The organism is Pseudomonas cannabina (genome assembly GCF_900100365.1).
Taxonomy (GTDB): domain Bacteria; phylum Pseudomonadota; class Gammaproteobacteria; order Pseudomonadales; family Pseudomonadaceae; genus Aquipseudomonas; species Aquipseudomonas cannabina.
In genome coordinates this window covers 5,251,566-5,275,626 of record NZ_FNKU01000001.1, presented here as the reverse complement: position 1 = coordinate 5,275,626, position 24,061 = coordinate 5,251,566, and the positions used below count along the sequence as shown (strand labels likewise).

22 protein-coding genes and 1 pseudogene are annotated in these 24,061 nt (G+C 59.8%); 17 read left to right on the top strand and 6 right to left on the bottom strand.

Features of this window, described 5'->3' with window-relative positions; translation table 11 throughout:
* Positions 1-64 precede the first annotated feature (64 nt).
* The 12 genes and pseudogenes from urtA to BLT55_RS24720 all read left to right on the top strand — a co-directional run bounded on the left by urtA (position 65) and on the right by BLT55_RS24720 (position 11,682).
* Positions 65-1,330: pseudogene (gene urtA / locus BLT55_RS24775) on the top strand (urea ABC transporter substrate-binding protein).
* Between the two features lie 226 nt (positions 1,331-1,556).
* Positions 1,557-3,146, top strand: a complete 1,590-nt coding sequence (gene urtB / locus BLT55_RS24770) for an urea ABC transporter permease subunit UrtB (protein ID WP_054999425.1) — start codon at positions 1,557-1,559, stop codon at positions 3,144-3,146.
* Positions 3,146-4,225, top strand: coding sequence for an urea ABC transporter permease subunit UrtC (gene urtC, locus BLT55_RS24765; RefSeq protein WP_007250955.1), 1,080 nt, complete (start codon positions 3,146-3,148; stop codon positions 4,223-4,225). Before urtB ends, urtC begins: the two co-directional genes overlap by 1 nt.
* Positions 4,222-5,082 carry an urea ABC transporter ATP-binding protein UrtD gene (urtD, locus tag BLT55_RS24760; RefSeq protein ID WP_054999426.1) on the top strand — a complete coding sequence of 287 codons (861 nt, stop codon included), beginning with the start codon at positions 4,222-4,224 and terminating at the stop codon, positions 5,080-5,082. Before urtC ends, urtD begins: the two co-directional genes overlap by 4 nt.
* A 100-nt stretch (positions 5,083-5,182) precedes the next feature.
* Entirely contained in the window at positions 5,183-5,881 is a 699-nt protein-coding gene (urtE, locus tag BLT55_RS24755) for an urea ABC transporter ATP-binding subunit UrtE (protein ID WP_054999427.1), read from the top strand.
* Between the two features lie 48 nt (positions 5,882-5,929).
* Positions 5,930-6,775, top strand: a complete 846-nt coding sequence (locus tag BLT55_RS24750; protein ID WP_054999428.1) for an urease accessory protein UreD — start codon at positions 5,930-5,932, stop codon at positions 6,773-6,775.
* Between the two features lie 67 nt (positions 6,776-6,842).
* On the top strand, positions 6,843-7,145 hold the full coding sequence (gene ureA / locus BLT55_RS24745; RefSeq protein ID WP_005888604.1) for an urease subunit gamma: 303 nt from the start codon (positions 6,843-6,845) through the stop codon (positions 7,143-7,145).
* Positions 7,146-7,155: 10 nt separating this feature from the next.
* Positions 7,156-7,698, top strand: coding sequence for a GNAT family N-acetyltransferase (locus tag BLT55_RS24740; protein WP_054999429.1), 543 nt, complete (start codon positions 7,156-7,158; stop codon positions 7,696-7,698).
* A 10-nt stretch (positions 7,699-7,708) separates the two neighbouring features.
* The gene (locus tag BLT55_RS24735; RefSeq protein ID WP_054999430.1) at positions 7,709-8,242 is read left to right on the top strand and encodes a GNAT family N-acetyltransferase; all 534 of its coding nucleotides are present in this window, start codon (positions 7,709-7,711) and stop codon (positions 8,240-8,242) included.
* On the top strand, positions 8,239-8,544 hold the full coding sequence (locus tag BLT55_RS24730; protein WP_054999431.1) for an urease subunit beta: 306 nt from the start codon (positions 8,239-8,241) through the stop codon (positions 8,542-8,544). The genes BLT55_RS24735 and BLT55_RS24730 overlap by 4 nt, the downstream gene beginning before the upstream one ends.
* A gap of 126 nt (positions 8,545-8,670) precedes the next feature.
* Positions 8,671-10,371 (top strand): urease subunit alpha, encoded by a 1,701-nt coding sequence (gene ureC / locus BLT55_RS24725; protein WP_007250961.1) that lies wholly within the window; start codon positions 8,671-8,673, stop codon positions 10,369-10,371.
* A 180-nt stretch (positions 10,372-10,551) separates the two neighbouring features.
* Positions 10,552-11,682, top strand: coding sequence for a sensor histidine kinase (locus tag BLT55_RS24720; RefSeq protein WP_054999432.1), 1,131 nt, complete (start codon positions 10,552-10,554; stop codon positions 11,680-11,682).
* A 68-nt stretch (positions 11,683-11,750) separates the two neighbouring features.
* On the opposite strand, the gene cbpA is transcribed toward BLT55_RS24720, so the two are convergent.
* On the bottom strand, positions 11,751-12,695 hold the full coding sequence (gene cbpA, locus BLT55_RS24715; RefSeq protein WP_007250963.1) for a curved DNA-binding protein: 945 nt from the start codon (positions 12,693-12,695) through the stop codon (positions 11,751-11,753).
* 312 nt (positions 12,696-13,007) lie between these two features.
* Between cbpA and BLT55_RS24710 the strand changes: the two genes are divergently transcribed.
* A complete protein-coding gene (locus BLT55_RS24710; protein ID WP_054999433.1) occupies positions 13,008-14,273 on the top strand; it encodes an Hsp70 family protein in 1,266 nt (421 codons plus the stop codon).
* A 243-nt stretch (positions 14,274-14,516) separates the two neighbouring features.
* On the opposite strand, the gene BLT55_RS24705 is transcribed toward BLT55_RS24710, so the two are convergent.
* Complete coding sequence (locus BLT55_RS24705; protein WP_054998696.1) at positions 14,517-15,527, bottom strand: AI-2E family transporter; 1,011 nt, start codon at positions 15,525-15,527, stop codon at positions 14,517-14,519.
* Positions 15,528-15,715: 188 nt separating this feature from the next.
* Positions 15,716-16,006, bottom strand: coding sequence for a PsiF family protein (locus BLT55_RS24700; protein ID WP_054998697.1), 291 nt, complete (start codon positions 16,004-16,006; stop codon positions 15,716-15,718).
* Positions 16,007-16,147: 141 nt separating this feature from the next.
* Here BLT55_RS24700 and BLT55_RS24695 point away from each other — a divergent pair, with 141 nt between their 5' ends.
* Entirely contained in the window at positions 16,148-17,029 is an 882-nt protein-coding gene (locus BLT55_RS24695; protein ID WP_054998698.1) for a DMT family transporter, read from the top strand.
* Here the strand turns inward: BLT55_RS24695 and BLT55_RS24690 are convergent.
* On the bottom strand, positions 17,026-17,259 hold the full coding sequence (locus BLT55_RS24690) for a hypothetical protein (protein ID WP_007250969.1): 234 nt from the start codon (positions 17,257-17,259) through the stop codon (positions 17,026-17,028). The two genes, BLT55_RS24695 and BLT55_RS24690, sit on opposite strands and share 4 nt — an antisense overlap.
* Positions 17,260-17,565: 306 nt before the next feature.
* Between BLT55_RS24690 and osmE the strand changes: the two genes are divergently transcribed.
* Positions 17,566-17,904 carry an osmotically-inducible lipoprotein OsmE gene (osmE, locus tag BLT55_RS24680; protein ID WP_054998699.1) on the top strand — a complete coding sequence of 113 codons (339 nt, stop codon included), beginning with the start codon at positions 17,566-17,568 and terminating at the stop codon, positions 17,902-17,904.
* A gap of 63 nt (positions 17,905-17,967) precedes the next feature.
* Here the strand turns inward: osmE and BLT55_RS35130 are convergent, their stop codons facing one another.
* Positions 17,968-18,054, bottom strand: a complete 87-nt coding sequence (locus BLT55_RS35130; protein ID WP_441344152.1) for a small membrane protein YohP — start codon at positions 18,052-18,054, stop codon at positions 17,968-17,970.
* Positions 18,055-18,264: 210 nt separating this feature from the next.
* On the opposite strand from BLT55_RS35130, the gene BLT55_RS24670 reads away from it, so the two are divergent.
* Together BLT55_RS24670 and BLT55_RS24660 are read left to right on the top strand one after the other, a co-directional pair.
* Complete coding sequence (locus tag BLT55_RS24670; protein WP_007250971.1) at positions 18,265-18,804, top strand: ferritin-like domain-containing protein; 540 nt, start codon at positions 18,265-18,267, stop codon at positions 18,802-18,804.
* Positions 18,805-18,912: 108 nt separating this feature from the next.
* Positions 18,913-20,153 (top strand): IS3 family transposase gene (locus tag BLT55_RS24660; RefSeq protein WP_167359962.1). Its coding sequence is split into 2 segments (ribosomal slippage): positions 18,913-19,264 and positions 19,264-20,153, totalling 1,242 coding nucleotides; the frame shifts between segments, so codons are not numbered across the junction.
* A gap of 1,710 nt (positions 20,154-21,863) precedes the next feature.
* On the opposite strand, the gene BLT55_RS24640 is transcribed toward BLT55_RS24660, so the two are convergent.
* Entirely contained in the window at positions 21,864-23,930 is a 2,067-nt protein-coding gene (locus tag BLT55_RS24640) for an AsmA family protein (protein ID WP_054999709.1), read from the bottom strand.
* Positions 23,931-24,061 lie beyond the last annotated feature (131 nt).

The following is a 24,061-nucleotide window of genomic DNA, read 5'->3' as shown; positions in this document are numbered from 1 at the left end:
GCTTGATAAAAGCCGCATTGCAATGCCGTGACAATCCCGAACAACAAACAAATGGAGCCAGTCAATGAAGCGTCGCAGCCTGATCAAAGCCTTTACCCTGTCCGCATCCATCGCCGCCATGGGGCTGACCTAGACCGTTCAGGCTGCCGAGACCATTAAGGTCGGCATTCTGCATTCGTTGTCCGGGACCATGGCAATTTCCGAGACCTCGCTTAAAGACATGGCGTTGATGACCATCGACGAGATCAACGCCAAGGGCGGTGTCAACGGCAAGATGCTTGAGCCGGTGGTCGTGGACCCGGCGTCCAACTGGCCGCTGTTCGCCGAAAAAGGCCGCCAGTTGCTGACGCAGGACAAGGTCGCGGTGGTATTCGGTTGCTGGACCTCGGTGTCGCGAAAATCCGTATTGCCGGTCTTCGAAGAGCTCAATGGCCTGCTGTTCTACCCGGTACAGTACGAAGGCGAAGAAATGTCGCCCAACGTGTTCTATACCGGTGCAGCGCCTAACCAGCAGGCGATTCCTGCGGTCGAGTATGTGATGAGTGAAGAAGGCGGCTCGGCCAAGCGCTTCTTCCTGCTCGGCACCGACTACGTCTATCCACGTACCACCAACAAGATTCTGCGCGCGTTCCTGAAATCCAAAGGGGTAGCGGACAAGGATATCGAAGAGGTCTACACCCCGTTCGGTCACGCCGACTATCAGACCATCGTCGCCAACATCAAGAAATTCTCCGCCGGTGGCAAGACCGCCGTCATTTCCACCGTCAATGGCGACTCAAACGTGCCGTTCTACAAGGAACTGGCCAACCAGGGCCTCGAAGCCACCGACGTTCCGGTTGTAGCCTTCTCGGTGGGCGAAGAAGAATTGCGCGGCATCGACACCAAGCCGTTGGTCGGCCATCTGGCCGCGTGGAACTACTTCCAGTCGGTGGAAAACCCGGTCAACAAGAAGTTCGTCGCTGACTGGAAAGCTTACGCCAAGAAGAAAAACCTGCCGGGCGCGGACAAGGCCGTCACCAACGACCCGATGGAAGCCACTTACGTCGGCATCCATATGTGGGCGCAAGCGGTCGAAAAAGCCAAGTCTACCGACGTGAACAAAGTACGCGAAGCGATGGCCGGACAGACGTTCGCCGCCCCCTCGGGCTTCACCCTGACCATGGACAAGACCAACCACCACCTGCACAAGCCGGTGATGATCGGCGAAATCCAGGACGACGGGCAGTTCAACGTTGTCTGGCAGACCAAAGAACCGATCCGCGCCCAACCCTGGAGCCCGTACATTCCCGGCAACGACAAGAAGCCGGACACCCCGGTGAAGAGCAACTGACCGTCGCTCTTACGCTGGACGTTATGCACAAGTTCTGAAGCACCGAAAGTCGGAGGCTTCAGGCTTCTGCCCGCAGGGCGTGGGAGCGGACTTGTCCGCGAAGACGGCTGTTCAAACGATACATCTTCAGTAAATGTACCGGCCCTTTCGTGAACAAGTTCACTCCCACGGCCTTCGGCCAGAATCGAGAGCAGACGACACCACACTGAATCAAGGCCATATTGATATGCCTTCTTACCTCTACCGTTTCATCCTCGCCATCAGCCTGTTGCTGCCCGTTGCAGCTCAGGCCAGCGATGCGGGTGATTTCGCCGCTGCCAGTGCCTCGAAACAGGCCGAGCTGCTGGAAGCCTGGGCAGCCGCTCCAGCGCCGGAGCGCATCGAATTGCTGGAAGCGCTGCGCGATGGCAGGGTTGCAGCTGACAGCAGCAAACGCGCGTGGATCGAAAACAACGCCCAATTCATGCCCGTGGATGCCGAAGCGCCCGCTGCCGCCGACGCCCCAACCCCTGATGAACCGCGCAAACTGCGCTTGAATAATCGATTGCGAGGGCTGGTGGAAACCGCACTGGCCAGCCATCAACTGTTAGCGGCTGATACGGCCGTACGCCTCGCGGCCGCCCGGCAATTGCAGCGAAGTGCCCGCCCTGCGCAACTGGATCTGCTGAGCCAACGGGCTGCCAGCGAAACCGATGCCAGCGTCAAAAGTGCCCTGACGCTGGCGCTGGCCAACCTGCAGATGGTCGATTCCAGCCCCAGCGTGCGCCTGGCAGCCGTGCGCCTGCTTGGTGAAACCGGCGATCCGCTGGCCCGCACCCGTCTCGAATCGCTGCTGGCACCCGGGGTGGAAACCGACAGCTCAGTGCGCATCGCAGCAGAAACCAGCCTGGCTCAGGTCAACCGCAAGTTGATGATTGGCGAGTTGCTCGGTCAGGCATTCAGCGGCATGTCGCTGGGCTCGATCCTGCTGCTGGCCGCGCTGGGTCTGGCAATCACCTTCGGCCTGCTCGGCGTGATCAACATGGCCCACGGCGAAATGCTGATGCTGGGCGCTTATTCAACTTATGTGGTGCAGCTGATGTTCCAGCGCTACGCGCCGGGCGCTATCGAGTACTACCCGCTGATCGCGCTGCCAGTGGCATTCTTTGTCACCGCCATGATCGGCATGGCGCTGGAGCGCACGGTGATTCGTCACTTGTACGGCCGCCCACTGGAAACCCTGCTCGCCACCTGGGGCATCAGTCTGATGCTGATTCAGGCCGTGCGCCTGGCTTTCGGCGCGCAAAACGTCGAAGTGGCCAACCCGGAATGGTTGTCCGGCGGGATTCAGGTGCTGCCCAATCTGGTGCTGCCGTACAACCGCATCGTGATCATCGCTTTCGCGCTGTTCGTGGTCGTGCTGACCTGGCTGCTACTGAACAAAACCCGCCTGGGCCTGAACGTGCGTGCCGTGACCCAGAACCGCAACATGGCCGCTTGCTGCGGCGTGCCGACCGGGCGCATCGACATGATGGCGTTCGGACTGGGCTCGGGCATCGCAGGACTGGGAGGCGTCGCGCTGAGCCAGATCGGCAACGTCGGCCCCGACCTTGGCCAGAGCTACATCATCGACTCGTTCCTGGTGGTGGTGCTCGGCGGTGTCGGGCAACTGGCGGGCAGTGTGACGGCGGCTTTCGGGCTGGGCATCGCCAACAAGATTCTTGAACCGCAGATCGGCGCCGTGCTGGGCAAGATCCTGATCCTCGCGCTGATCATTCTGTTTATCCAGAAACGTCCGCAGGGCCTCTTTGCACTGAAAGGACGGGTGATTGACTGATGAGCCAGCCATTGATGGTAACCGCCGCACAAAAAGTCGGCCCCAAGGGTACGCTGGCCGTAGGCAGCCTGATTCTGGCCGTGCTGCTGGCGTTGCCACTGCTGTCGTTGCTGCCAGCCGATAACGGCTTTCAGGTCTCGGCTTACACCCTGACGCTGGTCGGCAAAATTCTCTGCTACGCCATTGTCGCCCTCGCGCTGGACCTGGTCTGGGGCTACGCCGGGCTGTTATCGCTGGGCCACGGCCTGTTTTTCGCCTTGGGCGGCTATGCGATGGGCATGTACCTGATGCGTGAGGCGGCTGGCGATGGCTTGCCCGCGTTCATGACTTTTTTGTCGTGGACCGAACTGCCATGGTACTGGACGGGCACCGACAACTTTCTCTGGGCACTGTGCCTGGTGGTGCTGGCTCCAGGCCTGCTGGCGCTGGTGTTCGGCTTTTTCGCCTTCCGCTCGCGCATCAAGGGCGTGTATTTCTCGATCATGACCCAGGCCCTGACCTTTGCCGGCATGTTGCTGTTCTTCCGCAACGAAACCGGCTTTGGCGGCAACAACGGCTTCACCAACTTCCGCAGCATTCTGGGCTTCAGCATCAGTTCGCAAGGCACTCGGGCGACGCTGTTTCTGGCGACGGTCGTGTTACTGGTCGCCTGCCTGTACATCGGCTGGAAACTGGCGCAGAGCAAGTTCGGGCGGGTGCTGACAGCGCTGCGTGACGCAGAAAACCGCCTGATGTTCTGCGGTTACGATCCGCGCGGCTTCAAGCTGTTCGTCTGGGTGCTGAGCGCGGTCATGTGCGGTCTTGCCGGGGCTTTGTATGTGCCGCAAGTCGGCATCATCAACCCCAGCGAAATGTCGCCGACCAACTCCATCGAAGCCGCTGTGTGGGTCGCCCTGGGCGGTCGCGGCACATTGATCGGCCCGCTGCTCGGCGCGGGCCTGGTGAATGGCATGAAGAGCTGGTTCACCGTGGCTTTCCCGGAGTACTGGCTGTTCTTTCTCGGCGCGCTGTTCATCATCGTCACGCTGTATCTGCCCAAGGGCGTCATCGGCCTGCTGAAGAAAAGGAGCGAGCCATGAAAACCACTCCGACCCCGTCATTCATGCTCGAACCGGTGCTGGCCCCTAACTCCGACGCCGGCACCAGCCGCGATGCGGTAGGCCTAGGCAAAAGCGCAGGCAAAGGGCTGAACACGCGGCATGGCACGATCCTTACGCTGGAAGACATCAGTGTCAGTTTTGACGGTTTCAAGGCGCTGAATGACCTGAATCTGTACATCGGCGTGGGCGAGCTGCGCTGCATCATCGGCCCCAACGGCGCAGGCAAGACCACGTTGATGGACGTCATTACCGGCAAGACCCGCCCCAGCCACGGCAAGGCCTGGTTCGGCGAAACGCTGGACCTGACGCAGATGAGCGAAGTGCAGATTGCCCAGTCCGGGATTGGCCGCAAATTTCAGAAACCCACGGTGTTCGAAGCCCTGAGCGTGTTCGAAAACCTGGAACTGGCGCAGAAGACCGATAAATCGGTATGGGCCAGCCTGCGTGCACGCCTGAGTGGCGAACAGCAGGACCGGATCGATGAAGTGCTGGAAACCATCCGCCTGACCAGCTCGATGCATCGCCCGGCGGGCTTGCTGTCGCACGGTCAGAAGCAGTTTCTGGAAATCGGCATGTTGCTGGTTCAGGACCCGCAGCTTTTGCTGCTCGACGAGCCGGTGGCAGGCATGACCGACGCCGAAACCGAATTCACCGCCGAACTGTTCAAGGGCCTCGCCGGCAAGCACTCACTGATGGTGGTGGAACACGACATGGGCTTCGTCGGCTCGATTGCCGACCACGTCACCGTGCTCCATCAAGGCAGCGTGCTGGCCGAAGGCTCACTGAACGACGTCCAGGCCGACGAACGTGTGATTGAAGTGTACTTGGGGCGCTGACGCGAAGAACTGATCGTTCCTGCGCTCCGCGTAGGAATGCATGTCCAGACGCTCCGCGTCGCAAAGCGGTGATCATGCTGCAACGGAAGAGACACGAACCATGCTTCAGGTCGAAAAGCTCCACCAATATTACGGCGGCAGCCACATTCTTCGCGGTCTGTCGTTTGATGTGAAGGTCGGCGAAGTCACCTGCCTGCTGGGCCGCAACGGTGTCGGTAAAACAACGCTGTTGCGTGTACTGATGGGCCTGCTGCCGTCAAAAGAAGGCTCGGTGCATTGGGAAGGCAAAGCCATTACGGGTTTCAAGACGCATCAGCGCGTGCACGCCGGTATTGCCTACGTGCCGCAGGGGCGGGAGATCTTCGGGCGGCTGACGGTTGAGGAGAACCTGCTGATGGGCCTGTCACGCTTTCCCGGCTCGGAAGCCAAAGAGGTGCCGGCGTTCATCTACGAACTGTTCCCGGTGTTGCTGCAAATGAAGCATCGTCGGGGCGGTGATCTGTCTGGCGGTCAACAGCAGCAGCTGGCGATTGGCCGGGCGCTGGCAAGCCGCCCGCGCCTGCTGATTCTCGATGAGCCCACGGAAGGTATTCAGCCGTCGGTGATCAAGGAAATCGGCGCGGTGATCAAGAAGCTGGCCGAGCGCGGTGACATGGCGATTCTGCTGGTAGAACAGTTCTACGATTTTGCCGCAGAGCTGGCCGATCAGTATCTGGTGATGTCGCGGGGCGAGATCGTTCAGCAGGGCCGGGGCGAGAACATGGAGGCCGACGGTGTACGCGGTCTGGTCACCATTTGATGCGCCAATCCGTTATCGTGCAGCACTCGACAAAGCAATGAAGACGCCATGAATCTGCCAGCACCTACTGCCCTGTTCACACCCAGCTGGCACGCCGAGCTGGAACTGGGCTATGGCCGTTTCGATGACGGCACGCGCCCGACCCAACGGCGCCACAAAGGGCCGTTGCGGGTACAAAAACATCTGTACGCCGAAGGGCCTGAGGTGTGCCAGCACATCATCGTTCACCCTCCGGGCGGAATCGCCGGCGGCGACCGGCTGGACATTTCAGTCAACGTCGGCACCGATGCCTGGGCGCAACTGACCAGCCCTGGCGCCGCCAAATGGTATCGCGCCGCCAGCCCTGCGTTTCAACAGTTGGCGCTGCATGTCCAGCCCGGCGCGACGCTTGAATGGCTGCCCCAGGAAACCATCGTGTTCAGCAACGCCCAGGCAGAACTCACCACGCGCATCGAACTGCACGGCGATGCCCGGTTATGCTATTGGGACGTCGTGGCGCTGGGGCGTCCGGCCAGCGGCGAGCGTTTCGAGCATGGCCACTTTCAGTCACATCTGGACATCCGGCGTGACGGCGCATTGCTCTGGCATGAACGGCAACGCATTATCGGCGCTGACCGGCTGCTGTATTCGCCTGTCGGGCTGGATGGCAAAACGGTGTTCGCCACCCTGCTGATGACCGGTGAAGTGGCCAGCGACCTGCTTGAAGAATGCCGCTCGCTGTCGATGCCCAATCCGGTCCGCGGTAACCTGACTCAGTTGCCGGGCTTGATAGTCGCGCGCTGCCTGGCTGACGAAGCCTTGCACGCCAGGGCCTGGCTGATACAAATCTGGAAACGCCTGCGGCCTGCCCTGCTGGGACGCGAGGCGGTAACACCAAGAATCTGGAATACCTGATTGATGACTGGACGCTCTGCGTTCCAGGGGAACGATCAACCACCGAATATGAAGAAACGGACGACCCATGGACCTGACGCCACGCGAAAAAGACAAGATGCTGATTTTCACCGCCGGGCTGGTTGCCGAACGGCGCCTGGCACGCGGCGTGAAGCTCAACTACCCGGAAGCCATGGCCTACATCTCGGCGGCGTTACTGGAAGGTGCGCGTGACGGGCAGACCGTCGCTGATCTGATGCACTACGGCACCACCCTGCTGAGCCGCGATCAGGTCATGGAAGGCATCCCGGAAATGATTCCGGAAATCCAGGTAGAGGCCACCTTCCCGGACGGCACCAAGCTGGTCACCGTGCACCAGCCGATTGCCTGAGGAGACGAGCATGCAAGAGCTGATTCGTGATGCACAGCCGGAAGATCTGCCGGGCATTCTGGCCATCTACAACGATGCGGTGCTGAACACCACGGCGATCTGGAACGAGCAGCCGGTCGATCTGGGCAACCGTCAGGCCTGGCACGCGTCTCGCCAGGCTCAGGGTTACCCGATCCTGGTCGCCGTCGACAGCGCAGGCGAAGTACTCGGCTATTCCTCGTTTGGCGACTGGCGGCCGTTCGAGGGCTTTCGTCATACCGTGGAGCATTCGGTGTACGTGCGTGCCGACCAGCGTGGCAAGGGTCTGGGGCCACGCTTGATGGCTGAGTTGATCGAGCGCGCTCGCACCTGCGGCAAGCACATGATGGTGGCCGCCATCGAAAGCGGTAACACGGCCTCCATTGCCCTGCACGATCGTCTAGGCTTCAGGATCACCGGCCAGATGCCGCAAGTCGGCACCAAGTTCGGCCGCTGGCTGGACCTGACGTTCATGCAGCTTGACCTGACGCCCGGCGCTGCGCCGCCCGCCTCACAAGCACCTGCATCCCTTTAGAGAGCACGCCATGAACCACGCACAACTGCGACGTGTCACCGCTGAAAGTTTCGCGCATTACCGCCATGGCCTGGCGCAGTTGCTGTTCGATACGGTTCATGACGGCGCCTCGGTAGGCTTCATGGCCGACCTCGACATGGAGCAGGCGTATGCCTGGTGCGATGGTCTGAAAGCCGATATCGCCGCCGGCAATCTGCTGCTGTGGGTGGTCGCCGAAGAAGAGAACGTACTGGCCAGCGCGCAACTGTCGCTGTGCCAGAAGCCCAGCGGCCTGAACCGCGCCGAAGTGCAGAAACTGATGGTGCTGCCTGAGGCTCGCGGCCGTGGTCTGGGCAGGCAACTGATGGACGAGGTCGAGCAGGCTGCGGTCAAACACAAACGCGGACTGCTGCACCTCGACACCGAGGCAGGCTCGACGGCTGAAGCGTTCTATCGCTCGCTGGCCTACAACCGGGTCGGTGAGTTGCCGGATTACTGCGCCACACCAGACGGTCGCTATCGGCCGACCGCCATTTATTTCAAAACCTTGGGGCAACCGACATGATCCCTGGTCAATACCAGATCCAGCCCGGCGACATCGAACTCAACGCCGGTCGCCGCACCCTCAGCCTGACCGTCGCCAACAGCGGCGACCGGCCGATTCAGGTGGGCTCGCACTTCCACTTCTTTGAAACCAACGACGCACTGACCTTCGACCGCGCCGCCAGCCGCGGCATGCGCCTGAACATCCCGGCCGGCACCGCCGTGCGCTTCGAACCGGGCCAGTCGCGCGAAGTCGAACTGGTGGATTTGGCCGGATTGCGCAAAGTCTGCGGCTTTGCCGGGCGGGTGATGGGGGAGCTTTAGCTTCAAGCTTCAAGCTTCAAGCTTCAAGAAGAAAGCCTACGACGACTTGCTGCTTGCAGCTGGTCGCTTTGAAAAACTGACAGCTTGCGGCTTGTAGCTTGCAGCTCTGAATCCAAGGTACGAGAGATGAAGATAAGCCGACAAGCCTACGCCGACATGTTCGGCCCCACCGTTGGTGACAAGGTTCGGCTGGCGGATACCGAGCTGTGGGTCGAGGTCGAGAAGGACTTCACCACTTATGGTGAAGAAGTGAAGTTCGGCGGGGGCAAGGTTATCCGTGACGGCATGGGCCAGGGCCAGCTGCTCGCTGCAGACGTCGTCGATACGCTGATCACCAATGCCTTGATCATCGACCATTGGGGCATCGTCAAAGCCGACGTGGGCATCAAGAACGGCCGTATCGCGGCCATCGGCAAGGCGGGCAACCCGGACATCCAGCCGGACGTGACCATTGCCGTCGGCGCAGCCACCGAAGTCATTGCCGGTGAAGGCATGATCCTCACCGCAGGCGGCGTCGACACGCACATCCACTTCATCTGCCCGCAGCAAATCGAAGAAGCGCTGATGAGCGGCGTGACTACCATGATCGGCGGTGGCACCGGCCCTGCCACCGGCACCAACGCCACCACCGTCACGCCCGGCCCGTGGCACATGGCACGCATGCTTCAGGCCTCGGACTCGTTTCCGATGAACATCGGCTTCACCGGCAAAGGCAACGTCAGCCTGCCCGGGCCGCTGATCGAACAGGTCAAGGCCGGTGCCATCGGCCTGAAACTTCATGAAGACTGGGGCACGACCCCGGCCGCCATCGACAACTGCCTGAGCGTTGCCGACGACTATGACGTGCAAGTGGCGATTCACACCGACACGTTGAACGAGTCAGGTTTTGTCGAGACCACCCTGGCGGCGTTCAAGAATCGCACGATCCACACCTACCACACTGAAGGTGCCGGTGGCGGTCATGCGCCGGACATCATCAAGGCTTGCGGCTCGCCAAACGTGCTGCCCAGCTCGACCAACCCGACCCGGCCGTTCACCCGCAACACCATCGACGAGCACCTCGACATGCTCATGGTCTGCCACCACCTGGACCCGAGCATCGCCGAAGACGTGGCCTTCGCGGAAAGCCGCATACGCCGCGAGACCATTGCTGCCGAAGACATTCTTCACGACCTGGGCGCGTTTTCGATGCTCAGCTCCGACAGCCAGGCCATGGGCCGGGTTGGCGAAGTGATCATGCGCACCTGGCAAACCGCCGACAAAATGAAGAAACAGCGTGGTCCGCTGCCGCAGGACGGCACCGGCAACGATAACTTTCGCGCCAAGCGCTACATCGCCAAATACACCATCAACCCGGCGATCACCCACGGCATCAGCCATGAAGTGGGCTCCATCGAAGTCGGTAAGTGGGCGGATCTGGTGCTCTGGCGTCCGGCGTTCTTCGGCGTCAAACCGACCCTGATCCTCAAGGGCGGTGCCATCGCCGCCAGCCTGATGGGCGACGCCAATGCCTCGATCCCGACACCGCAACCGGTGCACTACCGCCCGATGTTCGCCAGCTTCGGCAGCTCGCTGCACGCCACCAGCCTGACCTTCATCAGCCAGGCCGCGTTCGACGCAGGCGTGCCAGAAACATTGGGCTTGAAGAAGCAGATCGGCGTGGTCAAAGGCTGCCGCACCGTGCAGAAGAAAGACCTGATCCACAACGACTACCTGCCGGACATCGAAGTCGATCCGCAGACCTATCAAGTGAAGGCCGACGGCGTGCTGCTGTGGTGCGAACCGGCGGATGTACTGCCGATGGCGCAGCGCTATTTCCTGTTCTAGAGAGGCTTGCCAATGCGCAGCATTCGCATGCTCAGGCACTTTTAATCTGCAGATTGAACACAGGCTCGTGAAAAGCGCGCTGACTGACAGAAATGACAGTCAACGCCCTGTATTTCGTGTCATGCAAAGGAGGTACTATGCGCCATCTTTCGCCACGCACCTCCAGCAAGGTAATCGGCCATGCGCCTTTCCGAATTCATCGTTGTTCATGTGGATCGCATTGTCGACGAGTGGGAAGACTTCGCCAGAACCCTGAAACCCGCCGCAGAAACGATGACCAAGGTCGAGCTGCGCGATCATGCCAAGTCGATTCTGCTCGCGGCCGCGCGGGACATGAGAACTGCACAGAGCAAGAGCGAAGAGATCGCCAAGGCCCGTGGCGAAGACGTGCACAAGACGCCGAGCCTGGACGAAGCCGCCTGCAGTCATGGAGAGCTACGTCATGAGGTCGGTTTTGATCTGGTGCAGATGACGTCAGAGTTCCGCCATTTGCGCGCGAGCGTCATCCGTTTGTGGGTCGAAAGCCTGACGGCACCGCAGTTGGCCGACTTTCAGGAAGTGATCCGTTTCAACGAAGCCATCGACGAAGCGCTGGCAGAGTCAACCGCCGCCTACGCCGAGCGCGTCGGACGTTCTCGGGATATCTTTCTGGCCATTCTGGGGCATGATCTGCGCGCGCCGCTTCAGGCCGTCAGCATGTCCACTGAATTGCTGGCACGCAAAATAACGCTGGACGAGAAGACTCAGTCCTACGTTTCGCGCATTCAGAACAGCACTCGCCACATGGGCGCGATGGTCAGCGATCTGCTGGAGTTCGTGCGCAGCCGCCTGGGTGCCGGGCTGCCGGTGGAGCGCAAGTACATGGACCTGGCCAGCGCCTGCCGCGAAGCTATTGAAGAAGCCTGCGCCGGGCATCCGGACTCGACGCCGGTGCTGAACATCGAAGGCAACACCAAGGGCCACTGGGACACTGGACGCATCAGCCAGATGCTGCAGAACCTGATCGGTAACGCCCTGCAACATGGCGCCGCCAGTCACCAGATTACCGTCAGTGTCACCGGCGCCGAGAACGCGGTGGTGCTGGTCGTGCACAACGAAGGCAAGCCCATCGCTGAAGATGCCATCGGCACGATTTTCGATCCGCTGGTGCGCAGCACCGAGGAAAACAGCGAGACACGCGGCACTTCGACCAGCTTGGGCCTAGGTCTGTTCATCGTCAAGGAAGTGGTCAACGCTCACGGCGGCAGCATCACCGTGACCTCGACCATTGGTGATGGCACCACGTTTACCGTGGTGCTGCCAAAACACTGATCCACGCCGGCTGCATGCTCTTCGACATGCAGCCGTGACGCTTCACGTCATCTCGACGCCGAATCGGCTCAGCCCTTCCAGTGCGCACGCGGGTCGAACGCAGCGCTGTCAGCCAGCTTCTGCCAGAGCGCCCGCGTCGTCTCGTCGGACTGTTTGGGCATGACGATCTTCAACTGCGCGTACAAATCGCCGCGCTCGCCATTCTTGTTCATCAGGCCATTGCCCTTGATTCGCAGGCGTTGACCGTTCTGACTGTCGGGCCGGATGGTCAGGTTGAGCCTGCTGGTCAGGGTCGGCACCGCCACTTTGGTGCCTAGCGCCGCTTCCCACGGGGCCAGCGGCACGGTGATCACCAGATCATGGCCTTCGACCTCGAACATCGGATGCGGTGCAAGGCGGATGATCAGGTACAGATCCCCGCTGGCACCGCCACCGACACCCGGAGCGCCCTGGCCCTTGAGCCGAATGCGCTCGCCGTCGACCACGCCCGCTGGAATCTTCACGTTCAGGGTCTTGGTGATATCGCTCATGCGCTGGCCGTTGGGGCTGTGCTGAGGCACCTTGAAACTGACCTGCTTGGACTCCCCGGACAGCGTTTCCTCGAGGAACACCGCCAGCTCCATTTCAACGTCCTGACCCTGGCGTCCCGGATTGCGGGTGCGTCCGCCCTGCTGCGGCCGACCACCGAAAATGGAACTGAAGAACTCGGAAAAGTCCGCCGTCTCTTCAAAACCGCCAGCACCCGCCCCGGCACGGCTTTGCCAGCCCGGCGGGGTCTGGAACGGACGGCCCTGTCGACCGTACTTGCGCAGTTCATCGTACTCGGCGCGCTTGTCAGGGCTGCTGAGCACCTCGTAGGCTTCGGACGCTTCCTTGAATTTGTCTTCGGCGCCGGCCTCCTTGCTGACGTCGGGATGGTACTTGCGGGCCAGCTTGCGGTAGGCGGTCTTGATCGCCTTGTCGTCCGCAGTGGGCTCAACGTCAAGTATCTTGTAGTAGTCTTTGAAATCCATGTAACGATCACCTATCCGATTTATCCGGCAAAGCCAGATACGCTGGCGTCACGCGCCCAGCTTCCTCTGTCAAAGAGGCATCTGGATTACCTAACGTCGAAAAATGTACAGATAGACAGCCGCGTTTTCAGGCGGGTCGAGCTTTCGACAACCTGGTCTACCGAGAATCCCTTCAAGATTGGGGGTAACAGGCCTCAGTTCAAGCCTTGGGCGCAAATACAGCCAAGCAAATATAAGCGACGTGTCGCGCTACGCAATTTGCGCGTGCTGACATAAACTGCGCGGCCGTTTTTTGACTGGAACGTAAAAGACATGAATGACCAATCCCCGGCCCGTGCCTGCGGTATCGATTTCGGCACGTCCAACTCCACCGTCGGCTGGCAACGACCCGGCGTGGAATCGTTGATCGCGCTGGAGGACGACAAGATTACCCTGCCCTCGGTGGTGTTCTTCAATATGGAAGAGCGCCGCCCGGTGTATGGCCGCCTGGCGCTTCACGAGTACCTGGAGGGTTACGAAGGCCGCCTGATGCGCTCGCTCAAGAGCCTGCTGGGTTCCAAGCTGATCAAGCACGACACCAGCGTGCTGGGCACGGCAATGCCGTTCAAGGATCTGCTGGCGCTGTTTATCGGCGAGTTGAAGAAGCGCGCCGAGAACACCGCAGGCCGCGAGTTCGAACAGGTTGTGCTGGGTCGCCCGGTGCATTTTGTCGACGACGACGCCCTGGCCGATCAGGAAGCCGAAGACACGCTGGCGGAAGTGGCGCGCAAGATCGGCTTCAAGGACGTGTCTTTCCAGTTCGAGCCTATTGCAGCCGCCTTCGATTACGAGTCCACCATTGAAAACGAAGAGTTGGTGCTGATTGTCGACATCGGCGGCGGTACGTCAGACTTCTCGCTGGTGCGCCTGTCGCCCGAGCGGCGCCAGCATGATGATCGCCAGCAGGACATCCTGGCCACCGGCGGCGTGCACATCGGCGGGACCGACTTCGACAAACAGTTGAGCCTGCAGGGCGTGATGCCGCTGTTCGGCTATGGCAGCCGCATGAAAAGCGGCGCGTACATGCCCACCAGCCACCACATGAACCTGGCGACCTGGCACACCATCAACGCGGTGTACTCGCAGAAGTCCCAACTGGCGCTGGGCAGCATGCGCTACGACATCGAAGACACCGGCGGCATCGATCGCCTGTTCAAGCTGATCGAGCAACGCGCCGGGCATTGGCTGGCCATGGAAGTGGAAGAAACCAAAATCCAGCTGACCCACGCCGAAAGTCGTCATTTACCGATGGATCGAGTGGAAGCCGGGCTGAGCGTGGACCTGAACCGGGTGATGTTCGAAGCCGCCATCGACGCCCAGCTCGAGCGGGTACGCAACAGCGTGACGAAGTTGCTGAATGACGCGGGCGTGAGCGTCGAGCAGGTCAATACGGTGTTCTTCACCGGCGGCTCAAGCGGCATTCCGGCGCTGCGCAACAGCGTATCGGCCATGCTGCCCAACGCACGCCACGTCGAAGGCAACATCTTCGGCAGCATCGGCAGCGGCCTGGCGATCGAAGCGAAGAAGCGTTACGGCTAAGCTCAAAAGCGGACGCGGAGCATTGGCACGATAGTCAATTTGCGGGAGCGGACTTGTCCGCGAACTGCCGGGAACCGGCAGCAAAACAGCCGCCTCGGTGTACCAGACACAACCGACGCAGCCTGTTTTGGGGCCGCTTCGCAGCCCATCGCGGACAAGTGAAGCGTCGCCCGGCCCGCTCCCACGCCCTCCGGGCAGAAGCTGCGTTCTGCGCTCCCGTCCAGACGGGTATCAACATCAGCCTTAAACCAACCCTTCCTTCTGCAACTCGCTCTTCAGATACGCATAATAGATCGGCCCTGCCACCACACCCGGCAGGCCGAAGGCGGCTTCGAACAGCAGCATCGCCAATAGCAATTCCCACGACTTGGCGTTGATCTGCCCACCGACGATTCGCGCGTTGAGGAAATACTCGACCTTGTGGATCACGATCAGATAACCCAGCGCCGCCAAGGCGACCCAGATCGAGATCGACATGCCGACGATAAAGATCAGCGTGTTGGACATCAGATTACCCACCACCGGCAGCAAGCCGAGCAGGAAGGTCATGATGATCAGGGTTTTGGTCAGCGGCAGGTGAATGCCGCACAGCGGCAGCACGATGGCCAGAAATACCGAGGTAAAGGCGGTATTGAGCAAGGAGATTTTGATCTGGGCGAAGACGATATTGCGGAACGCCCGGCTGAGCAGATACAGACGATCGAACAGCGCGGCAGCCAGCGGCTTGCGCACGTGATCAGCGGAGATGCGCTGCAAGGCAATGATCGCACCCAGCACCATGCCGATCAGCATGGTGACGAACATGTGCGCCGCGCCTTTGCCGATCAGTTGCAGCTCACCCACATGCTTTTGCAGCCACTGCCCCAGCGAAACCCGTAATTCCGCGGCACTGGCGGGCAGATAGGCATCGATGAACGGTGGCAGCTGACCACGAGCACGATCCACCAGCACCATGAACTTGTCCAGCGAAGCGCCCGGATTCTCGGCTTCATGCAGCACAAAGCTGATGACGCCGGCAAAAATCAGGGTCAGCAGACTGACCACGATGGTCCCCAGCAAGGCCACCGCCAGCCAGCGCGCACGCTCGCCGGAGATCAGGCGTTGCAGCTTGGGGGTCAGCATGTTGACCAGTTCGAAGACCAGCAATCCTGCCAACAGGCTGGGCAGCAACTTGAAAGGCAGTACCAACAGCAAACCGCCAAAGACAAGAATCCAGCTGGCTATTAACACCTGACGCGCAGAAAACGTTGGCATAGACCCTCAAAGGGCAACACTAGGAAGGTGGGCAGTCTGCCAGCCTTCTTAGCCGAGAACCAGCGATGCGCAAGGTGGAAAAAATGCGCCGCGATCATCCATCTGATGATCGGCTTGAAAACCGCGCGCAAGTGCCGTATTTGCTGCACGTGCACGCGCTGATCCAGGCGTCGGGCAATGCCGGAAAATTATTTCTTCTTGAGACAATCGCTCATGAAGCTCTTGCGAGCGTCACCTTTGAGCGCATCGGCGCTGGCAGTCGCATTGCAGGTCTTCATTTTTTCCTGCTGGGTGGGTGCTGGCGGCGGTGCAGCTTTCAGGCAACTGCTCATGAACGTCTTGCGCTCGTCGCCCTTGAGCGATTTGGCGCTGGCGTCAGCGTTGCAGGTGGTCATCTTGTTCTGCTGCGCGGTGGCGGCAAAACCCTGGGCGGACACCATCAGGCCAACGAGCAATAGAGGAATACCGAGCTTCTTCATCGATCGACTCTCCAGATCCGCTGCGCCGGGCGGCACAGGCTGAGAATCAGTGTAGTCAGCTGTTGCGAGATATGACGTGGCACGGTGCATTAGCCGGTAAACAGGCGGATAATCGCCCCTCGTTTTCACGATGATCCCCTCATGCAATACGCGTTTCCGCTGATCACCATCCTTATCTGGGCGGTCAATACGGCTGTCACCAAGGCTTCGTCCGGGGTGATCTTCCCGGCCGAAATAGGTTTCTATCGCTGGGCAATGGCCGGGCTGCTGTTCACACCATTCATGCTCAGGCCCGTCTGGGCAAACCGGGCGGCGATCAAACCGTTGCTGGGCAAGATTTTTATCCTCGCGGTGCTGGGCACGGCGCTTTACCAGAGCCTGGCGTATTTCGCCGCTGGCCTGACGACCGCCACCAATATGGGGATCATTCAGTCCATGGTGCCGATGATGGCGCTCGGGCTGTCAATCGCCTGCCTGGGCAATCGCCTGACCTCGGGCGCGCTGGTGGGCGCCATCATTTCATTCGCAGGCGTGGTGGTCGTGGTTTCGGCGGGCAATCCGGGTGATCTGATCGAGCACGGTGTCAATCGAGGGGATGCGATGGTGCTGGTGGCAGCAGCGTCCTATGCCATCTACAGCACGCTGCTGAAGAAGTGGCAACTGTGTCTGCCGCCCCTGCAATTGCTGTATGTGCAGATTCTGCTGGCGATTATCGTGCTGCTGCCGCCGTTCATCCTGTCGGCAAAAACCGGCCTGAATGCGAGCAACATTCCGATGGTGCTGTATGCGGCCATTCCCACGTCCATGCTTGCGCCATGGCTGTGGATGAAAGCGATCATGCGCCTTGGCCCAAGCCGCACGACCCTGTTCTTCAACCTGATGCCCATCGCCACGGCATTGATTGCCGCGGCGACGCTGGGCGAGCAACTGGCGCTCTATCACCTGTTCGGCGGAGCGCTGACCTTGTGCGGGGTCATCCTTGCAGAACGCTGGACCACGCCGTTGCGGTCAAAAGCGGATTAGGCAGTCGCGCTGCTCTCGCCCACCTCCAGGCTGTGAATCGAAACATCGGTGATGCCGGCAGCGTGAGGAATGCCGGTTTCGCCGCCTGAAAGTTCGTCCAGTTCTACATGGTGCTTGAGCGCCAGCTCGTGCACCACCTCGATGATGGGCACGTCCAGATTCTCGATAACGTCTACGTGGTGCTCACCGAGCAGGGTGTACTCGATCTCATACAGTTCTTTATCGCTCATCGCATCTTCCTGGCCGTCACTGAGGATCGGCTGATTAACGAACTACGGTCTGACACCGATGACCGAGCCGAAGGCCGGGCTGAACGCTCGACCATGCCATCAGATTGACCTCGGCCTTTCGGGAACGTGCGGGGAATATTCAAAGGGCCATCGTTTCCCGACGATCGTGGCATTCTGGGCCAGGAAAGCCACTAATGCGACAGTAAAATACTGCCTTATCGCCATCTTTTTTTCGAACTCTTCAGCACCGTGCCCGCTCCAAGGCATACCGGGCCAAAACCGGCTCTGACCTGTGGAGCAATAACGATGTACAAGAAAATCCTCGCGGCAACATTTGTCCTGGCAACAATGGCAGGTTGCAGCAACACAACCGTGCAGAACCCGGTGGACTACGTCACGTATCGCAACGAACCGCTGGTCAAACAGGTCGAGAACGGCATGACCCGCCAGCAAGTCCTGACCATCGGCGGCGAGCCTTCGACCACCATCGAGCGCAAGGTCAACCCGGGCACGTGCAACAACTACATCATGACCAAAGACGGCCACAGACAGGTTTACCACGTCAGCTTCAACAGCGACGGCCGTGTGACCAACAAAGGTTTCATGACCTGCGAACAGCGCGAGAAGAACGAAAAAGCGATGTAATAAAAGCACGCCGCAAACAAAAAGCCTGAGACAGAATGCCTCGGGCTTTTTGTTGAATGCGTTTTAGAAAACCAGCTTGAACAGGGCAATAACCACGACCAGGCCGATCAGAAAGATGATGCCTACGGTGCTTCCCAGAAACTTGAGCATTGTGTATCTCCACGATTTATTTGGGTCACATGGTTGGGACCCCACCGCTCGGCGCTCGTTTCTTATATTTTTACATTTAGTCACATCCGCCCTGTCCTGCGAAAATCCGATAAAACTTTTTCCCTCCCGCGCCACTCACAACCTTTGCTGATCTTGCCGGGCAACGCACAGAGCGAGACAGCAAAACCTGATGAGTCCTGGAGAAAAATGATGAACTCTGCACCGCAATCACAGCTATCCGATGTAAACACCCTGCGCCAGCGTGCGCGCCAGAACGTTGAAAATGGTGCGGTGACTGAAGGCTACAGCGCTGACCGTGAGACGGTGTTGCGCCTGCTCAATGAGTCGCTTGCGACCGAACTGGTCTGCGTACTGCGCTACAAGCGCCACTACTATATGGCGTCTGGCCTGAAGGCCAGCGTCGCAGCGGAAGAGTTTCTGGAGCATGCGACCCAGGAAGCCGAGCACGCCGACAAACTGGCCGAGCGTATCGTGCAACTGGGCGGCGAACCGGAGTTCAACCCGGACCTGCTGTCGAAGAACTCTCACGCGCAGTACGTTGCCGGTAACACGCTGAAAGAAATGGTCTACGAAGACCTCGTCGCCGAGCGCATCGCGGTCGACAGCTATCGCGAGATCATCCAGTACATCGGCGACAGCGACCCGACCACCCGCCGCATCTTTGAAGAAATCCTTGCTCAGGAAGAAGAGCATGCCGATGACATGGCGGACATTCTCGAAGGCCTGTAAAACGCGGCACCCAGTAAAAAAGCCAGGACCTGTGTCCTGGCTTTTTTGTGGGAGCTGTCCCGTCCTGAATAAGGTTTACACCTTCTGACCTTTCCTCAGGAGGACTCAATGAATTCGGGCAAAAGGCGCAGCCAGCGCGATTACACGCTAGCCTTTAAATTATCGGTCGTAGATCAGGTTGAAAAAGGCGAGTTGAGTTATAAAGAAGCCCAGCGACGCTATGGCATCCAAGGCCGGTCGACGGTGCTGGTCTGGTTACGAAAGCACGGTCGACAGGATTGGAGCCAAGGCGCATCAATTCGAGAGCCGAGGAACAGGTCCATGACCGAGCCAACACTCCCGCCGACACCTGAGCAGCGGATTAAAGAGCTTGAAGAACAGCTGGTGCTGAGCAATCAGAAGGCCCAGTTCTTTGAAGCTGTCGTGAACGTCTTGAAAAATGACTACGGTGTTTCCATCGTAAAAAAGCGACCCGGCAAGTCCTCTCGCAAGGGCAAATCCAAGACCTGAGCATTACCAGGGCTTGCCTGTTCATGGGTATTTCGCGTCAAGCGTATTACAAGCGTAATCGCGCTTTTGACGCGAAGGTCCGCCAAGACCAAGAGGTGGTGGACTTCGTCCTGGAAAAGCGGCGTCGCCAGCCCAGGCTGGGAACGCGCAAGCTGCACTACTTGATGAGCGTCGAAGCTCCTGCGTCGTTGTGCGTGGGTAGAGACCGTCTGTTTACCATCCTTCGTGATGCGCGCGAGCTGGTTCCGCGCAAACGGGCTTATCACAAGACCACTCATAGTCATCATCGCTTTCGCCGCCACCCCAACCTGCTCAAAGCAGGTCCTGAACAAGTCGTGGCCAATGGACCCGAACAGGTCTGGGTTGCAGACATCACCTATCTGCCTACACAGGAAAGCGTGGCCTATGTGAGCCTTGTGACAGATGCGTACTCACGCAAGATTGTTGGTCATCATGTGCATGAGAGCCTGCATACACAGTCGGTGATAAAGGCACTGGAAAAAGCGGTAGGAGAGCGAAAAACCGATCAGATGCTGATTCATCATTCAGATCGCGGTGCCCAGTACTGTTCCGACCTCTACCAACGTCTGCATACCAGGCATGAAATCCGGTGCTCGATGACTGATGGCTATGACTGTTACCAGAACGCTATGGCCGAGCGAATAAACGGAATTTTGAAGACCGAGTTTCTACTCCATCGGCCTAAAGACTTGGCAGATGCAGTGAAAATGGTGGATGAATCGGTGCAGATCTATAATGGGGAGCGACCGCACCTATCCCTGAAATACAAAACGCCCGACGCGGTGCATCGGGCGTTTTTGAGCGTGAAACAGGTGTAAACCTATTTCAGGACTAGACAAGCGGACCGGGCGACGTTTTGTTTGTCCGCGATGGGCTGCGAAGCGGCCCTGATCCAAACCACCTCAGTTGTACCTGATGTACCGTATGCACCGGTTTACTGCCGGTACCCGGCAGTTCGCGGACAAGTCCGCTCCTACAAAAACCGAGAGATCGCGGACAAGCGAAGCGTCGCCCGGTCTGCTGCCACACAACGCGTTTCTGCCCGGAGGGCGTGGGAGCGGACTCGTCCGCGATGGGCTGCGAAGCGGCCCTGGTCCAAACTACCTCAGTTGTACCTGATGTACCGCATACACCGGTTTTGCTGCCGGTACCCGGCAGTTCGCGGACAAGTCCGCTCCTACAAAAACCGAGAGATCGCGGACAAGCGAAACGTCGCCCGGTCTGCTGCCACACAACGCGTTTCTGCCCGGAGGGCGTGGGAGCGGACTCGTCCGCGATGGGCTGCGAAGCGGCCCTGATCCAAACCACCTCAGTTGTACCTGATGTACCGTATGCACCGGTTTACTGCCGGTACCCGGCAGTTCGCGGACAAGTCCGCTCCTACAAAAACCGAGAGATCGCGGACAAGCGAAGCGTCGCCCGGTCTGCTGCCACACAACGCGTTTCTGCCCGGAGGGCGTGGGAGCGGACTCGTCCGCGATGGGCTGCGAAGCGGCCCTGATCCAAACTACCTCAGTTGTACCTGATGTACCGTATGCACCGGTTTTGCTGCCGGTACCCGGCAGTTCGCGGACAAGTCCTCTCCTACAAAAACCGAGAGATCGCGGACAAGCGAAGCGTCGCCCGGTCCGCTGCCACACAACGCGTTTCTGCCCGGAGGGCGTGGGAGCGGACTCGTCCGCGATGGGCTGCGAAGCGGCCCTGATCCAAACTACCTCAGTTGTACCTGATGTACCGTATGCACCGGTTTTGCTGCCGGTACCCGGCAGTTCGCGGACAAGTCCGCTCCTACAAAAACCGAGAGATCGCGGACAAGCGAAGCGTCGCCCGGTCTGCTGCCACACAACGCGTTTCTGCCCGGAGGGCGTGGGAGCGGACTCGTCCGCGATGGGCTGCGAAGCGGCCCTGATCCAAACTACCTCAGTTGTACCTGATGTACCGTATGCACCGGTTTACTGCCGGTCCCCGGCAGTTCGCGGACAAGTCCGCTCCTACAAAAACCGAGAGATCGCGGACAAGCGAAACGTCGCCCGGTCTGCTGCCACACAACGCGTTTCTGCCCGGAGGGCGTGGGAGCGGCCTCGTCCACGATGGGCTGCGAAGCGGCCCTGATCCAAACCACCTCAGTTGTACCTGATGTACCGCATACACCGGTTTTGCTGCCGGTACCCGGCAGTTCGCGGACAAGTCCGCTCCTACAAAAACCGAGAGATCGCGGACAAGCGAAACGTCGCCCGGTCTGCTGCCACACAACGCGTTTCTGCCCGGAGGGCGTGGGAGCGGACTCGTCCTCGATGGGCTGCGAAGCGGCCCTGATCCAAACTACCTCAGTTGTACCTGATGTACCGTATGCACCGGTTTACTGCCGGTCCCCGGCAGTTCGCGGACAAGTCCTCTCCTACAAAAACCGAGAGATCGCGGACAAGCGAAGCGTCGCCCGGTCCGCTCCTACAAAAGCCCCGTTTCGGGGTTCTTCAGGACTTGTGTATAACGCTGGCCACTCCAGCGCGACAGTGCATTTCTGGAAATCACTTCACCGTCTTCGGCGCCTTGCCGGTGCGCATCTGTTCCAGCAGCGGGCCGCATTGGTTGGGTTCGTTGTCGCCGGTCGCCACCAGTGCCAGCAAGCCTGCCACCGGGCCTACGGTTGCGCCAAGCAGGACCATGCCGGCGCCGCGCAACAGCAGGGGGCCGGACTGCACGCCGGCGTTCGGTTTGGCGAACGGACCGTTGACATACAGCGGCGAACGCAGCGAGAACACGCGGAAGCCCTTGGATTCAGGGTTGACCTGCAAATCCAGCTGTTCGGTCTTCATGTTGGCGGTGCCGCTGATGTAGATGATCGCGTTCTCGGTATCGAAGACGATCAGGCGACTGGTCGCCAGGCCATCCTTGATGCCGAAGTCGGAAGCTGCGCAGTTGATCTTTACGTCCTTGTCGCCGAACAGTTTGCCCACCACATAGTTGCCGACGTTGAGCCCGGCGATCTCCATCAGGCCCCGGCTGATCGCGCCATCATTGACCAGCATTTTCATTTCGCCGTTGGCAGTGCCGAGCAAGGCCGCAATCGAGTTGCCCCGGCCACTGATATCCGCATCACCATTCAGCTCACCGAAACTGGTTTTCATCGGTTCGAAGGTCGGGAACAGTTGCTTGAGCTTGAAATTGCGCGCAGACAGCCTGGCACGGCCCAGCAACGGTTTGTTACGCCCGTCGAGGCGAATATCGGCGTCCAGCTTGCCACCTGCTACGCCAAAGCGCAGCGGCTCAAGGCTCAACTGACCATCATTGAGAATCAGGTGGGTGTAGAGGTCGGTAAACGGCAGATCAGGGCTTTGCACAATGCGCTTGCCGGTGAACTCGACGTCGGCGTCCATGGCGCGCCAGCGATCTGTCTGAAACTCTTCAACCGGCAAGACCTTGCCCGACGGCTGCTTGCTCTCACCGCCGCGTTTTTTCTGCGCGGCATTGGAGTCCGCACCGATCAGCGGCGCGAGGTCACTGAACAGCAACTGATTGGACACCAGCACGCCGCTCAGCTTGGGACGCGGCTGGCTGGCGACATAGCCCAGGTCGCCATGGATATCACTGTTGCCGATCTTGCCGTTGAAGCCTTCATAGCGAAAGCTGGCGCCTGCCGCATCGTGCAGCTTGGCGACTAGTCGGCCATCGGTGGAATAGGCCGGCGAGTCAGGCAAGGCCACACCGGTCAGCGGGTACAGATTGCTCAGGCTGGCGCCGGACAGCTTCAGGCGCAGGTCCAGCGCGCCGAGGTTCTGCGGGTCGGTCAGGGTCCCGGCGATCACCGCATGGGTGTCGCCGACCTTGACGTCTGCCTGCACCGGGAATGGCTGATTCGCGTCTTTGAGCGCCAGCAAGCCACCAATCTTGCCGGTGCCACTCAGTTTCTGGCCGTGGTACTGGCCCGTGACCGCCAAACCGAATGCATAGTCCTGCGGCACCGCACCTTTGTCCTGCGCCTTTTTCGCTTCTTTGCTGCCGACGATCTCACTGAACGGGATCGGCTTGCCGAGCATGTCGATCACTACATCCAGATTGGCGTTCAGCGTCTGGTCATTGAAGCTCACCAGGCCTTTATCGAACTTGATGGCACCGATGTCGATTACCCATTTGGAGGGTTCGGCATTCGGATCGGACTTGGGCAGGTCGAATACCCAGTTGGCACGCCCGTCGGCAAGCCGCTCCAGCTTCGCTTCAGGACCGGTCAGGTCGATACGCGGAATAACCACTTGCTGGACCAGCAAAGGCAGCAGGGAGAGGCGAAATTCGACGTGCTTGAGGGTGACCATCTGCGGCGTTTTTGACCATTCGGGATTGCCCAGCGTCAGGTCGTCCGCGACGAAATGCGGCGACGGCACCCAGGCGCGCCAGCCGCCCAGTTCAGGCTCGCGGGTCCAGCGTATGTCCAGATCGCCGTTGATGGCGAACGGGCGATGCAGCGCTTCGCTGACTTTTGTGTTGAGCGTGGGTTTGATGCGATTCCAGTCGAAAGTAACGATCACGATGACCAATAGGGCCAACAGCACCACGAGGGTGATACCTGTCCATGCGAAGATCTTGCGGCTACGCGTCATGCGTGAATCTCCAGAAAACAGCGCCCCGACCCTGACGCGCTGAATACGACATGATCCTTCGACTGACAAACACGCCGAGGGTTTGATCGGAATACGAAATCAAGCAAAAGGCCAGCAGCGGCACTGCCCCT